At 60.1% G+C, this 13,421-nt stretch carries 12 protein-coding genes and 1 pseudogene; 1 reads left to right on the top strand and 12 read right to left on the bottom strand.

Annotated features, from left to right (window positions below):
• Positions 1–10: 10 nt before the first annotated feature.
• From ACTCHC_RS08055 to ACTCHC_RS08010, 10 genes are all read right to left on the bottom strand, one after another.
• The gene (locus ACTCHC_RS08055; protein ID WP_463021965.1) at positions 11–457 is read right to left on the bottom strand and encodes a PaaI family thioesterase; all 447 of its coding nucleotides are present in this window, start codon (positions 455–457) and stop codon (positions 11–13) included.
• Positions 454–1,137, bottom strand: coding sequence for a TetR/AcrR family transcriptional regulator (locus ACTCHC_RS08050; protein WP_463021964.1), 684 nt, complete (start codon positions 1,135–1,137; stop codon positions 454–456). The genes ACTCHC_RS08055 and ACTCHC_RS08050 overlap by 4 nt, the downstream gene beginning before the upstream one ends.
• Before the next feature lie 75 nt (positions 1,138–1,212).
• Complete coding sequence (locus ACTCHC_RS08045) at positions 1,213–1,998, bottom strand: enoyl-CoA hydratase-related protein (protein ID WP_463021963.1); 786 nt, start codon at positions 1,996–1,998, stop codon at positions 1,213–1,215.
• A 27-nt stretch (positions 1,999–2,025) separates the two neighbouring features.
• Positions 2,026–3,699, bottom strand: coding sequence for a CoA-transferase (locus tag ACTCHC_RS08040; protein ID WP_463021962.1), 1,674 nt, complete (start codon positions 3,697–3,699; stop codon positions 2,026–2,028).
• 24 nt (positions 3,700–3,723) lie between these two features.
• The gene (locus ACTCHC_RS08035) at positions 3,724–4,458 is read right to left on the bottom strand and encodes an SDR family NAD(P)-dependent oxidoreductase (RefSeq protein WP_463021961.1); all 735 of its coding nucleotides are present in this window, start codon (positions 4,456–4,458) and stop codon (positions 3,724–3,726) included.
• 38 nt (positions 4,459–4,496) lie between these two features.
• Positions 4,497–5,249 (bottom strand): enoyl-CoA hydratase/isomerase family protein, encoded by a 753-nt coding sequence (locus ACTCHC_RS08030; RefSeq protein ID WP_463021960.1) that lies wholly within the window; start codon positions 5,247–5,249, stop codon positions 4,497–4,499.
• Entirely contained in the window at positions 5,246–6,868 is a 1,623-nt protein-coding gene (locus ACTCHC_RS08025; protein ID WP_463021959.1) for an AMP-binding protein, read from the bottom strand. Before ACTCHC_RS08025 ends, ACTCHC_RS08030 begins: the two co-directional genes overlap by 4 nt.
• Entirely contained in the window at positions 6,868–7,653 is a 786-nt protein-coding gene (locus ACTCHC_RS08020; protein WP_463021958.1) for an SDR family NAD(P)-dependent oxidoreductase, read from the bottom strand. The genes ACTCHC_RS08025 and ACTCHC_RS08020 overlap by 1 nt, the downstream gene beginning before the upstream one ends.
• Before the next feature lie 105 nt (positions 7,654–7,758).
• Complete coding sequence (locus ACTCHC_RS08015; protein ID WP_463021957.1) at positions 7,759–8,901, bottom strand: acyl-CoA dehydrogenase family protein; 1,143 nt, start codon at positions 8,899–8,901, stop codon at positions 7,759–7,761.
• 125 nt (positions 8,902–9,026) lie between these two features.
• Complete coding sequence (locus ACTCHC_RS08010; protein ID WP_463021956.1) at positions 9,027–10,073, bottom strand: zinc-binding dehydrogenase; 1,047 nt, start codon at positions 10,071–10,073, stop codon at positions 9,027–9,029.
• A gap of 270 nt (positions 10,074–10,343) precedes the next feature.
• Between ACTCHC_RS08010 and ACTCHC_RS08005 the strand changes: the two genes are divergently transcribed.
• Complete coding sequence (locus ACTCHC_RS08005; RefSeq protein ID WP_463021955.1) at positions 10,344–11,750, top strand: MmgE/PrpD family protein; 1,407 nt, start codon at positions 10,344–10,346, stop codon at positions 11,748–11,750.
• A gap of 77 nt (positions 11,751–11,827) precedes the next feature.
• Here ACTCHC_RS08005 and ACTCHC_RS08000 read toward each other — a convergent pair whose 3' ends face one another.
• Both ACTCHC_RS08000 and ACTCHC_RS07995 read right to left on the bottom strand, forming a co-directional pair.
• On the bottom strand, positions 11,828–13,126 hold the full coding sequence (locus tag ACTCHC_RS08000) for a TRAP transporter large permease (RefSeq protein ID WP_463021954.1): 1,299 nt from the start codon (positions 13,124–13,126) through the stop codon (positions 11,828–11,830).
• A 9-nt stretch (positions 13,127–13,135) separates the two neighbouring features.
• Positions 13,136–13,421, bottom strand: a pseudogene (locus ACTCHC_RS07995) (hypothetical protein); the annotation flags it as partial.

The following is a 13,421-nucleotide window of genomic DNA, read 5'->3' as shown; positions in this document are numbered from 1 at the left end:
GTCGCATTCATCATTCGGTCTTGGCCGGTTCATACCAGCGGCCTGAAAAGATACCGGTGGCGAATACGCCCTCTTCGGTATCCAGATCGGCGCCAACCGTCACCTGAAACACCCCTGTCTTGCCACGCCGTGCGATCTGCTGGCCGCGCGCGGTCAGAACCGAATTTCCGGGCGACGGGCGCAGAAAGGACAGGTTGGATTCCACTGTCAGGATCGGCCCCAGATGCCGCCCGGCGGATCCAAAGGCCAGATCGGCAAAGGTCCAGATCGCGCCACCATGGGCGGTGCCATGGAAATTCATCAGTTCGGGGCGCACCAGCATCGACAGTTCCGCGAAACCGGGGCGTGCGGCGACCAGTTCGATTCCCAGAAAGGCGGAATAAGCGTCATTCTTCAACAGATGCCTGATGGATTGTTCCAGCGCGGCCTGTGCATCCGGGGATTGGTAAACAGTCATGATTGCACGCCCTGTTCCGGCCGGTCGCCCGCCAGGCGCAGCGTATCAAACTGGGTTTTCCCGGTATCTGTCAGCGCACCCGCGAACAAGGTATCCAGACTGGCAGCGATATATTCATCCAGCGTCAGGCGGGATTTGAAATACCAGCTTTTCAACGCCCAGCTATGGGCCACCAGCATCAGTTGATAGGTCAGCACATCGACGTTCAGCGGGCGTACGACGCCCACCTCCTGACAGGCAATGATGGCACGGGAAATGATCTGGTTGGTTTCGGTTTCGTGCTGCTGAATCAGCAATCGGCGTTCCGGCGACAGCGATTTGGTGGACCGATATGCCAGCACAGTTGCGGCGCGATGACGATCAACCACGCGGCAATAGGCGTCGACAATGGTCATCAGACGCTGCAGCGGGTCTGTCAGACTTTCGATGGATTTCGGAATTTCGGTGGCATAGTCTTCCAGCACCTGCAGCAGGACCAACAGCAGCACGTCTTCCTTTTCGCGCACGTAAAGGTAAACGGTGCCTGCACTGACCCCGGCCAGTTGGGCGACATCCTTGATCGTGGTGCGGTAAAAGCCCTGATCGGAAAACAGCTTTGTCGCGGCATCGACGATCTGCTTGCGACGCTTTTCGATCAGATCAGGGTTTCCTACGACCGATGATACGTTTGAATCAACCATGGGCCACCCCATGAACCGGGGTGGCCGGAGCGCAGGCGCGGCGGAAAACCGCGCCTGCTGATGTGAAATCCGCGATCAACGGAACCGCCAGAAATCGGGCGTACGCTTTTCCAGGAAAGCGTCGCGGCCTTCGGCAGCTTCTTCGGAATTGACAAAGCTGGCCAGACCGTCGGCAGCCATTTTGACCTGACCGAAGATATGGGCGCTGTCAGCATTGAAGGCATGTTTCAGGAACTTCAGCGCGGTCGGGCTGAGCGCGACGACTTCGGCCGCCATCTTGCGGGCTTCGGCCATCAGCTGATCGCCCGGAACGACGGCGTTGACCAGGCCCCAGTCCAGCGCCTGCGCGGCGGTATACTGACGGCACAGAAACCAGATTTCACGGGCGCGTTTTTCACCGACGGTGCGCGCCAGATAGGCCGAGCCCCAGCCAGCGTCGAACGAACCGACGCGCGGGCCGGCCTGACCGAATTTGGCATGTTCAGCGGCAATGGTCATGTCGCAGATCACATGGATCACGTGGCCGCCACCGATGGCATAGCCGTTCACGGCACAGATCACCGGCTTGGGGATGTTGCGGATGACCATGTGCAGGTCGTCGATTTCCCACAGGCCATTTTCCGAGGTGCCATAGGTGCCTTTTTCGGCCATTTCCTTCTGGTCGCCACCGACGCAGAAGGCTTTTTCACCCGCAGCGGTCAGGATGACAACGCCGGCATCCTTGTCGGCCCAGGCGCGTTTGAAGGCGTGGATCAGTTCTTCGATGGTGCGGCCACGAAAGCAGTTCAGGCGATTTGCGCGGTTGATGGTGATGGTCGCGATGCCTTCGCTGACCTCGTAAAGGACGTCGGTATATTCCATGATTTTCTCCTTCGGGGTTAAGGGTATTCAGCCAAGAATGGCCCGGGCGGGGTCAAAGCTGCGCAGCAGCGCAACCTCGGCGTCATTTGGGGGGGCGATGCGTTCGGCGTTGGCGCGCACGGGCAGCTTGACGCCCGTCGCGGCCTCGATCGCGGCTAGGGCTTCGGCTTCGCCGCCTTCGTCGCAGACGATACCGGCAATTTCCAACGTGCCGTCGGCGCCGCGCTCCAGCCAGGCCAGATCGGTTGCGATCCCGGCCAGGTGTTTGATCGGCGTTGTGGTGAACGCCATTTTCGGCGCATAGCGGCCGGGTTTCAGCGGCATCACCACCATTACATCGGATGCGCCACCGCCCAGATCGTTCGCACCGCCCGACCCGACGATCAGGCCGCCATCTGCGGTGCGCGACGAATTGATGTTGCCAGCGCTGTCGATCTGGCCAGCCGCCAGCATTGACAGGCAGGCGCGGGCACGCGGGCCGGCCAGAACGCCCAGCGTGCGCATGAAACTGGAATGGAACCGCGATGAGGCCGCATTGGGCCGGTTGAACAGATAGGGATCACCCGCCAGCGGTCGGAAGCCGACCATGCCGTTTTCGGCGATCACGGCCACTTCCACATCGTTGTCGCGGCAGATCTGTTCGGCACCCCAGGCGGCCAGATGTGACAGGCCGATCCCGGCGAAAAAGCTTTGGGCGCTGCCATCGGTGGCGCGCTGCACAGCCTTGCGCATGCCGACAACGGCGGCGCGTTCTTCGGGCGATGCGGGTGCGTCGGCATCGCGCGGGGTTGCCGGAACGGGGTTCACGGCGGCGTCTTGCAAGGCTTTCAGGCGATCCTTGCCCAGCCGCGCCAGATAGGCATCATGGTCGCTGTCAAAAACCCATTCTTCGACCCATTCACGCAACGCCTTGGGGTCGCGCGTCAGGCGGCGCAGGGTTTTGCGGAACTCGTAATCTTCGGCATAGGATTCCACGCCCTCTTCCTTGGTCCAGACAAACTGGGCCTGGGGGTGGGCGCCGAACGGCGCTTCGATCACATATTCGACCAGATGGCCGGGGATACCATTGCGCGGCCCCAGCTTGCGGAATTCTTCGGGGCTGACAACACGGTCAGCGGTGATGATGACCTTGCGCGCGGCAAAGGCGGCCCAACTTTCTTCGGCGTCGGGGCCGTGGATGACGGCATTGCCCAGCGTATCGGCGATGGGGGCATGCAGGAAGGCCACATCAGGCACCAGCGCGGGGATGATGGGTTTGTCTTCGCCGGTGAACGGATCATTGACCAAGGCGCGGCCCTTGTCGCGCCACAGATCAGACCCGAGCAGGCTGTTGACCGGCACAAAGGGCCAGCCCATCGCGCCCGCCATCAGGCGCACTGTCATGGTGTAATTCGTCCAGTCCGGATCGCTTTCAGCATCTTCGGCAAAGACGTTTTGCAAAATGCGCGACGGTGACGGCGCGGGATAGGTATTGCCGGAAAAGGCGGCTTCCAGGTGTTGCACCACCCCGGCCGAAACCAGGATGGATGCGTATTCAAGCAGACCGGTCGCAACAAGTGTCAGGCAGTTCTGGTCACGAAACTGCCGCGCGACTTCGTAAACCGCGGCATGGCTGCGGTTGTGGGTGAAGCCAAAGCACAGCACATCGCCCGATTTCACGGTTTGGGCGATGGCCTTGGACAGGGTGACTTGCTTGCTCATGTTGCGACCTTTCAGGGGCATTGCTTAGTCGACCATGGTCAGGCCGCCGGAAACCGACAGCACCTGGCCCGTGACAAAGGACGAACGGTCGGAGGCGAAGAACAGCACACCGTCGGCGACTTCGCTGGGCTTGGCCACGCGTTTCATCGGGATGGCGTTTTTCAGCGCCTCTTGCATCTTTTCGCTTTGCGAGGCGAACAGCGGGGTATCGGTCGGCCCCGGGCAGATGCAGTTCACGCGGATATTCTTGCGGGTCATTTCACGGGCAAGGCTTTTGGTGAAGGCGATGATTCCGCCCTTGGCGCCCGCATAAACGGTTTCACCGAACGACCCAACGCGACCGGCATCCGACGACACGTTCACGATACGGCCCGAACCGGATTCGATCAGCAGCGGCAACAGCGCGCGGGTCAGCTGAACCGGGCCCATGAAGTTGATCGCCATGATCTTGTCCCAATATTCGGGGGTGTTGTTCATGAAGGGTTCGATGATGTCCCAGCCGGCGGCGTTCACCAGAACGTCCAGCTTGCCACCTTCGGCGGTGATCTGGGCGGCGACGGCCTCGGCGGAGTCGCGGCTGGTCACGTCCAGCTTGATGAACTGCGAGCCCTTGATTTCGGCAGCGGCGGCATTGCCCGCAGCTTCGTTGATGTCGGTCAGGATGACGGTTGCGCCAGCTTCGGCAAAGCCTTTGGCGCAGGCGTTACCGATGCCGGACGCGGCACCCGTGACCAGGACTGTTTTACCGGTGAAGTTCATGTCTGTCTCCGTTCTTTGAAAGGGTATCGGGATGGGCGTTACTTGCGCTTGAAGAAGCTGGTGACGCGGTTACGGGCTTCTTCGGTCGGGATGATGGCCTTGGGCTTTTCAATCTCGAGGGCATAGCCATCGACATCGGGTTTGCTCCAGGCGGCGATGCAGTCTTTGGATGCCAGCAGCGCCTGGCGCGACATATCGGCGATGCGTGTTGCGGTTTCAGCCGTCAACGCATCCAATTCTTCGGTTGTGGTGGACCATTGCGAAATGCCTAGGCGCGCGGCTTCGGTTCCATCGACGATCTCGCCGCCCAGGATCAGGCGCGATGCCACGCCGGGGCCGCACAGGCGGGTCAGGCGCTGGGTGCCGCCGGCACCGGGGATCATGCCTACGCGCGCCTCGGGCAGACCGACCTTGGCCTTGGACGAGGTGATGCGCATATCGCAGGCCAGTGCCAGTTCCAGACCGCCGCCCAGGGCGGGGCCGTCGATCACCGCCAGGGTGATGGCGGGGAAGGCTTCGATCCGGTCGAACAGCTTGTGCAAGGACCGCACATAGACGTCCATCAGTGACACCGCGTTGGCATCATCGAAAAAGCCCCCGATCATCGCCAGATCTGCCCCGGCGCTGAAACATTTGGTGGTGCTTTTGAACACCAGCGCAGTGGGCTTGGCGGCCTCGGCCTTGTCCAGGGCGTCATGCATTGCCTTGACGAAGGCTGCGTCGATCGCATTGACCGGCGCGCGGTTCATGGAAATGGTGCCGGTCTGTCCGGTCAGGGTAAATTCGATCATTCCGGTTTTCCCCCGTCAGTTTCCGCCAGTTTCTGACGGATGATGAATTTCTGGATCTTGCCTGATGCGTTCATCGGCAGTTCGGGCCAAATCTCCATCCGTTCGGGCAGCTTGAACATCGCCACACCCTTGGATTTCAGATAGGCAATCATTTCTTCAAAGGTCACCTGCTGGCCGTCCTTCGGCACGATGATGGCGCAGCCGGTTTCGCCCAGCCGGTCATGCGGAATACCGACAACGGCCGCGCGCAGCACTGCGGGATGTGCCATCAGGTAATCTTCGACTTCGCGCACCGAAATATTCTGGCCGCCGCGCACGATGATTTCCTTCAGGCGGCCCGTCACGCGGATAGATCCATCTTCGGTCATGCGCGCCAGATCGCCGGAATGATACCAGCCATCGGCATCCAGATCGCGGGCGGTCAGTTCAGGTTCGCCCAGATAGCCCAGGAATGTATTGGGGCCGCGCGACCACTCTTCGCCCGGCTCGCCCAGCGGCGCATCGACGCCGCCTTCGGCAACGACGCGCACTTCGATGCCGGGCAAGGCACGGCCATCGGTTGTCCAGGCGTTGGAAATCGGGTCGGTGGGCAGAACGATCGTGTGGGGCGGGCTTTCGGTCGAACCATAGACCGACAGCACGTGGAACCCCACATCAGTGCCGGCCCGCGCCAGCGATTCCGGGATCGGCGCGCCGCCGCACAGGAAATAGCGCATGGTCGGCAGGGTTTCACCCTTTTCGCGCAGGGCTGCGGATATATCGGCCAGAAACGGCGTGGCGCCCATTGTCCATGTGCAGCCATGTTCAGCCATCTGGGTGGCGGCGGCACCACCCTTGAACACATCCAGAAGCGACAGCGTGCCACCGGTCATCAGTGTCATGATGACACCATGCATGTAGCCCGTGGTATGCGAGATCGGCGAGGCCATGAAAGCCACGTCATCCGCGCCGATCGACAGGGCCTGGGCCAGGGTGCGTTCGCCGAACAGCATGGTGTTGTGGCTGTGAACGACGCCTTTGGGTTTGGATTCCGTGCCCGAGGTAAACAGGATCACGGCCGGATCATCGGCGCTGATATTGACAGTGCCAGTAAAGGGCGCGTGGTTCAGCACATCGCGGTAAGCGGTGCGGCCTGTGGCCACGTCATCGCCCAGCGTGACCACGGCGACATTGTCCAGGGTGCCGGGGTCCATCTTGGACAGCATATCATTGAAATTAGTGCTGCGGAACCGGTCGGCGGTGAACAGGGCGCGGCTGTCGCATTTGCCCATCACAAAGGTCAGATCGGCGCGACCATAGGTGACCGGAACCGGGTTCACGACGGCGCCGATGCGCATGATGCCCAGAAAAATGACAACCGTATCAACCCAGTTGGGCAGGCAAACGGTAACGACATCGCCCTTGCCCAGACCTTGGGCGGCCAGAAATCCGGCGACACTGGCAGATTGCGCGTCAAGCTGGGCATAGGTCACGGATGCGCCGGTAGAATCGCGCACCGCCAGTTTTTCGGGGTTTTGCGCCAGGGATTTGGCGAACAGGGCTGGCACCGTGTCGTCGCGCCAATACCCCAATGCACGGTATTTCTCGCTGAACGCCTTGTCTGGAACAGGATAGCGCATCAAATATTCCCCGAGGTTGGACGCCCGGCAATCTGGGCGTGGATCGACCCGATCAGCCCGCCATCGGCAAGCACATTCTGGCCCGTGATATATCCGGCATCAGGTGACAGCATGAATTCGACCAGACCAGCGATATCGCGGGCGGGATCACCGATCCGGTGCATCGGGATCAGGGCCTCGCGGTCGGCCTTTTTCTGGGGGTCCGCATAGATCGGCGCGGTCATGGCCGACAGGAACAGACCCGGCGACACGCAATTGGCACGCACACCCGCCGCCGCCCATTCCAGCGCAAGGGTGCGGACCAGCATGATCAGCGATGCCTTTGATGCGCTGTAGGCGCCAGTTCCAGGATAGGGTTCGATCCCCGACATCGAGGCAACGGAAACGAAGGAACCGCCGCCCGCCTTGACCATTTCGGGATAGGCGGCCTTGGCCAACAGCCACGACCCGCGCACATTGACGTTGAAGACACGATCCCATTCTTCCTGCGGCATGGTGTTCAGGCTGCCAGAGATTGCGATACCGGCATTGGACACGACCCCATCCAGGCCCCCCAGCTTTTCAACCGCTTCGGCGATCAGGCGGGGGGGAACGTCGGGCGCGCCCATGTCGCCCGTCAAAGCCACCGCATCTGCCGCGCCGGCCGCCTTGCAGGCAAGCACGGCCTCGTCCAGCTCGGCAGAGGGGCGCGAGGCGCACAAAGCCAGGCTGTTGCCCGACTTGGCAAGCCGTTCCGCCAAAGCGCGACCAATACCACGGCTGGAGCCCGTCAATAGAATTCGCATAGTCCTCTCCCGTTCTGGATGCCTTGCTTCGGCCAAAGGGCCGTGCCGGCAAGTTGGGCCCGCGTCCGGGCGATCAATATGGCGGACATTGCCGCCGGTTATGTCTTACAGGGTGCGCGCGACAAGTTCGCGCATGATCTCGTTCGAGCCGCCATAAATCCGGTGCACCCGCGCATCGGCATAGGCGCGTGCGATCGGGTATTCCCAGATATAGCCGTAACCACCATGCAGTTGCAGGCACTGATCGACCACGCGGCCCATCAGTTCGGTGCACCAATATTTGGCCATTGCGGCCACGGCGGGGTCCAGACGCTCTTCCTCGGCCTCGACGATGCAACGGTCGATGAAGACTTGCGCGATCTCGATTTCGGTCTTGACCTCTGCGAGGCGGAAACGGGTGTTCTGGAAATCTGAAACAGGTGTGCCAAAAGCCTTGCGTTCGCGGGTATATTCGATGGTCCAATCCAGTGCAGCGGCGGATGTGGCAACGGCCCCGATTGCGATCTGCAGCCGCTCCCAGGCTAGTTCCTTGCTCAGCAGCGGAAAGCCCTTGCCGACCTCGCCCAGAATGTTTTCCTTGGGGATACGGACGTTGTCGAAGAACAGTTCGCAGGTGTCCTGCGCCTTCATGCCAATCTTGTGGAAATTCTGACCACGCGAAAAGCCGGGCATCGTTGCCTCGACCACCACAAGGGTCAGTTCCTTCGTGCCGCTCGCATCGCCGGACTTGGTGGCGACAACCATCAGGTCGGCGCACTGGCCGTTTGTGATGAAGGTCTTTTGTCCATTCAGAATATAGCTGTCGCCATCTTCGCGGATATTGGTGCGGATCGAACGCAGATCAGACCCGGCACCGGGTTCGGTCAGAACGATCGCGCCAATCAGGTCGCCCGATACCATCTTGGGCAGCCAACGTTGTTTCTGTTCTTCGGTGCCGTGATTCAGGACATAAGGGGCAACGATGTCGGAATGGGTCGAAAAGCCGGGACCCGACAAGCCAAGGCGAGCCTGTTCTTCGATCAGGATGGCCGAGGCCAGGCGATCGGCACCGGCAGCGCCGTATTCTTCGGGCAGGTTCACACACAGCAGGCCCATTTCGCCGGCCTTCTTCCACACCGAGCGGGGCGCGACACCGTCTTTTTCCCATTGGGCGTGATAGGGAACCACTTCCTGTTCAAAGAACTTGCGCGCCGTTTCACGATACATGTCGTGATAGTCTGAGAAGATTTCGCGCTTGAGAATGGTCATCGGAAGTTCTCCCTATTCGCGGCGAGACGACTCGCCGAGCCTCATGATTGAACGGTCATTCATGTATTTTTATTCTAGTGTCAAGCCCAGAAAATACAAAAGTCCTATAATTTGCGACAAGTCGACTATTCATTTTCGGCAACCGAGATGCTGATCTTGCCAAGCTGCGCCCCTTGATCCAACCGGTCCAACGCGGCGTGAAGATCGGCCAGATCATAGGTGCTGTCGATCACGGGCTTGATGCCCGACCGCCCGACCGCGGTCAGCATATTCGCGAAATCCGCCAGCGTTCCGCTGGTCGAGCCGATCACGCGTAACTGTCTGATAAAGATACGATTAAGATCCGCCGAAGGTGCCCCACCGGTGGTTGCGCCGCACACCACGATCCGCCCGCCCCGCACCAAGGATTTAAGCGCATCGGACCATACGGCGGCGCCAACATTCTCGATCACCATATCCACGCCGCGCCCATCCGTCAGGTCTTGCACGCGGGCTACGACATCCTCGGTTGCGCCATTGATGACGGCATCCGCCCCCAACTGACGGGCCTGCGCCAGTTTGTGATCATGCCGGGATGTGACAATAACGCGCATCCCCGACAATTTGGCCAGCTGCAAGGCGGCCAGCGAAACGGTGCCGCCTATACCGAAGATCAGCACCGTTTCCCACGGCTTGGCCTGGCCCTGCGTGTGCAGCATCCGCCATGCAGTCAGGTGACCAACGCTCAGCGAGGCGGCCTGCGCAAAGCTGAGCCCGGCCGGCATCGGGAATACATTGCTTTGCGGCAGGCTGATGAAGTCGGCCAGACTGCCGTCGCGATGTTCGCCGATAATGGCCATTCTGGTGCACAGAACGGTATCGCCGCGGATACAGAATTCACATACCCCACAACCGATGCCAGGATGCAGGACAACCGGCTCGCCCTTGGCCAAGCCTGAATTGTCGTCCGCATCCTCTACGGTGCCCGCGCAATCCAGCCCCATGATCAGCGGCAGGTTGTGCCGAATTCCGGCACCGCTGTTGCGCATGTACAGATCGACGCGATTTAAACCAGACGCAACCACGCGCACCAGAACCTCGCCCGCGCGGCGTTGGGGTATTTCCCGTTCGCCGATACAGACAACCTCGTTGCCGCCATGCCCGGTCAGAAATGCCGCGCGCATCTTCGCCATGATCCCCCCTATGCTGAATTCGACACGGTGCCCGAACCCTTTTCAGGCTGGTCCGTAACGATGCGGTGACAGCGATTTATTGAACGCACCCTGTCCCTTCAGACTCGCATTACAACAACAGGCCACCACGGGTTACAAGCATATTTCCCGCCATATCTGCACCAAATGATGCCCAGTGATGTCGCACGATTGGCCTTGAATGAATTTGCGCTTACAATTGCAAATGTAAATTGCCAGGGCGCGATCACGCGCACAAACAGGAGAAGTTGAATGAACTCGATACAGCCGCCATTCGAGGATGTGCAAAGCACACTCGTATCGAACGTTGTTCAGGAACTGGCAGGGTTCAGCTTTGACCTGTCACCCGACACAACCCCAAAACAGGTTCGCCTGCAGGCGCGGCTTTGCCTGCTTGATACGCTGGGCTGCATGATTGCAGGTTCGCAGATGCCAGAGGCAAAGTCCGTGATCGCGGCCGAAGCCGCATCAGGCGGCGCGGCGCAAGCCATGATCGTGGGTCACGATGTGCGGCTTGGGGCCAGTTCGGCCGCGCGCGTGAACGGCTATATGGGCGACATGTTCGAACTGAACGACCTGATCGGCGGCCATGCGAGCATTGGCAATGTCGCTGCCGCGCTGGCGGCTGCCGAGTTGAATGGATCTTCGGGGCGTGATCTTGTCAGCGCGCTGATCGCCGGCATCGAAGTGACCGCCCGGCTGTATAATGCGTTTTACCCGCATCAGAAGGGCCTGGAATCCTGTGGCATGGTCAGCGTCGGGCTTCCGTCGTCGCTGGGCAGCGCGGCTGCGGCGGCCCGGCTGGCAGGATTGTCGCGCGCGCAAACAACCGAAGCACTGGCCATCGCCGGCGCCATCGCAGGCTGGTGCCCGGCCGAGGTGATCTTTGGCGATGGCGGCACAATCAAGCCGATGCTGTTCGGATCGGTTCCGGCGGCGTCCGGCTTGCAGGCTGTCAGCTATGCTGCGGCCGGGTTGACCGGTCCGGGAAAAATTCTGGAAGGTTCCCGGGGCTATTTCGCCACGATGGCAACAGCATGGGATATGGCCGCAATCACCACCGATGAATGGGCATTGATGGGGCCGCGGCGCAAGCTGCATGCCTGCTGCGGTTACATCCATTCTTCATTCGATGCGCTTTCATCCGCTGTTCAGGCAGATGGGCTTGATCCCGACCAGATTGAACGGATCGACGTGCGCGTGCCCAAGTATATCATTCCCGCGATCAGCAAAGCGGGCCCGCCCACAACCCCCAACGAGGCACGGTTTCATATTCAGTATATTCTGGCCCATGCCGCCTGCGGTGCAACTGTGGTGCAGCCTGACCACAGCAATGACTTTCCCCGGCATATCCAGAACCCCCAGATCGCCCGCCTGACAAATGCAATCGCCGTTTCCGACAGCGATGCACTGTCACATTATCATCAGTCGCGCCTGACCATCCATCTGCGCGACGGCAGGACAATCGAGACCGGAAATGACGGGCCGCGCGGCACGGCCCAGAACCCGATGACCGACGCCCAGGTGATCGACAAGTTCCGCGCGCTCAGCGATCCGATCATGGGCGAAGACGCAAGCGCACGCATCGTAACGCTGATCGACCAGCTTGACGATCTGGACGACTTGGCGCCGTTGCTGAACAGCCTTGGGGCGCCCTGATCACAAGCTCAGGATGCGCATTAAAAAACACCCGCCGTTTCCGGCGGGTGTTTTCGTTTCGAATATGGAAATTCGAATTACTTCATCATGTTCGGCAAGGCCAGTATCAGTTCGGGGAAGGCCACGATTATCCCGACAATGACCAGTTCGCCGATCAGGAATGGCGCCACGCCGCGGAACACTTTTTCCAGCGGAATATCCGGGCGGATACCGTTCACGACATAGCAGTTCAAACCAACCGGGGGTGTCACAACGCCGATTTCGATCAACTTGACCAGAAGAATGCCGAACCAGATCGGATCATATCCAAGACCCATCAGCGCCGGGAACACAACCGGCAGCGTCAGCATCATCATGCCCAACCCGTCCAGGATCATACCCATCAGCAGATACATGATGATGACCGAGATCAGGATGTATTCTCTGGGCACATCAAGACCGACGATCATGTTGGTGATCTCGGCCGGAAGGCCGGTAAAGGCCATGAACCGCACGAAGATCATGACGCCCCAGATCACCATGAAGATCATCACGGATGTCTTTACTGTATCAAGCAAACCATTCTTGAGATCCACAAACTTCATCTTTTTCTGCAGCGACATGATGAAGATGATTGCGGTTGCCACGGCGGCGGATTCGGTCGGCGTCATCCAGCCCATGTAAATGCCGCCCAGGATCACGCCGACAACACCGAAGATGCCCCAGACCTGCGGCAGTGTTTTCAGCTTTTCCATCATCGAATAGGCGGGCTGGCGCGGGGCCAGCTTGGGATTGATGGTCACAACCGTGAAAATCACGATCAGATAGACGATGATCGAGATTGCGCCGGGGATAACGCCGGCCAGCAGAAGCTTCGCGATCGATTCCTCGACCAGGATGCCATAGATCACCAGCAGGGCACTGGGGGGGATCAGCGCGGCCAGGGTGCCGCCAACGGCGACGACACCAGCAGCAAGCGCCTGGTCGTAACCGCGTTTTTCCATCTCGGGCAGGGCCAGACGGGTGAACACGGCGGTACTGGCCGTACTGGCGCCCGAAACGGCGGCAAAGCCGGCGCTGGCAAAGATGGTTGCCGTGGCCAGGCCACCTGGGGCACGACCGACCCAGACCCGCGCGGCGTCATAGGCTGCCGTCGTTATGCCCGCATGCATCGCCAGAAAGCCAATGGCGATGAATAGAGGTAGAACGCTGAAGGAATATGAGGCTGAATTCGCATAGGGTATAATTCCAGCCAAGCCAGAAGCAACGCCAAAACCACGGATCATGGTGATGCCGACAATCCCGGTAAACGCAGCGGCATAGGCGACCGGAACGCCGAAGAAAATCAACACGACAAGAAGCGCGAGGCCAAGATAGCCTAGTGTAATGGGGTCCATGTCAGATCCTTATTCTTGTACCGCAAGCGCATCTTCGACCGGGTCGTGGAAGATACGGGTGGGTGCTTCGGGGCTGATCACAAGACGCAAAGCTTCCAGAAGCTGCACGGCCAGTCGAACCAGAAGAAGCGAAAGTGCACAGCTTACGACTAACATACCAATCCAAAGCGGAATACCGATTTCAGGCGTATCACCACCGAATTTCCAGGCCCGCCAAAAGTTTGCGAAGCTACCTTTGACCCAGACGAAAACCACAAACGCGGCAATGGCCAGCGCCAGAATTTCCATCAGCCAC

It is taken from the genome of Actibacterium sp., from assembly GCF_055134745.1.
The sequence above is the reverse complement of the archived record's forward strand: the minus strand, read 5'-3'. Positions and strand labels throughout refer to the sequence as shown.

Coding starts and splice junctions, on each gene's coding strand:
- ACTCHC_RS08010 (WP_463021956.1), bottom strand. CDS start 10,073: ATGGCGAAGATGCGCGCGGCATTTCTGACCGGGCATGGCGGCAACGAG.
- ACTCHC_RS08025 (WP_463021959.1), bottom strand. CDS start 6,868: ATGCGCTATCCTGTTCCAGACAAGGCGTTCAGCGAGAAATACCGTGCA.
- ACTCHC_RS08040 (WP_463021962.1), bottom strand. CDS start 3,699: ATGAGCAAGCAAGTCACCCTGTCCAAGGCCATCGCCCAAACCGTGAAA.
- ACTCHC_RS08005 (WP_463021955.1), top strand. CDS start 10,344: ATGAACTCGATACAGCCGCCATTCGAGGATGTGCAAAGCACACTCGTA.
- ACTCHC_RS08045 (WP_463021963.1), bottom strand. CDS start 1,998: ATGGAATATACCGACGTCCTTTACGAGGTCAGCGAAGGCATCGCGACC.
- ACTCHC_RS08000 (WP_463021954.1), bottom strand. CDS start 13,126: ATGGACCCCATTACACTAGGCTATCTTGGCCTCGCGCTTCTTGTCGTG.
- ACTCHC_RS08020 (WP_463021958.1), bottom strand. CDS start 7,653: ATGCGAATTCTATTGACGGGCTCCAGCCGTGGTATTGGTCGCGCTTTG.
- ACTCHC_RS08035 (WP_463021961.1), bottom strand. CDS start 4,458: ATGAACTTCACCGGTAAAACAGTCCTGGTCACGGGTGCCGCGTCCGGC.
- ACTCHC_RS08030 (WP_463021960.1), bottom strand. CDS start 5,249: ATGATCGAATTTACCCTGACCGGACAGACCGGCACCATTTCCATGAAC.
- ACTCHC_RS08050 (WP_463021964.1), bottom strand. CDS start 1,137: ATGGTTGATTCAAACGTATCATCGGTCGTAGGAAACCCTGATCTGATC.
- ACTCHC_RS08015 (WP_463021957.1), bottom strand. CDS start 8,901: ATGACCATTCTCAAGCGCGAAATCTTCTCAGACTATCACGACATGTAT.
- ACTCHC_RS08055 (WP_463021965.1), bottom strand. CDS start 457: ATGACTGTTTACCAATCCCCGGATGCACAGGCCGCGCTGGAACAATCC.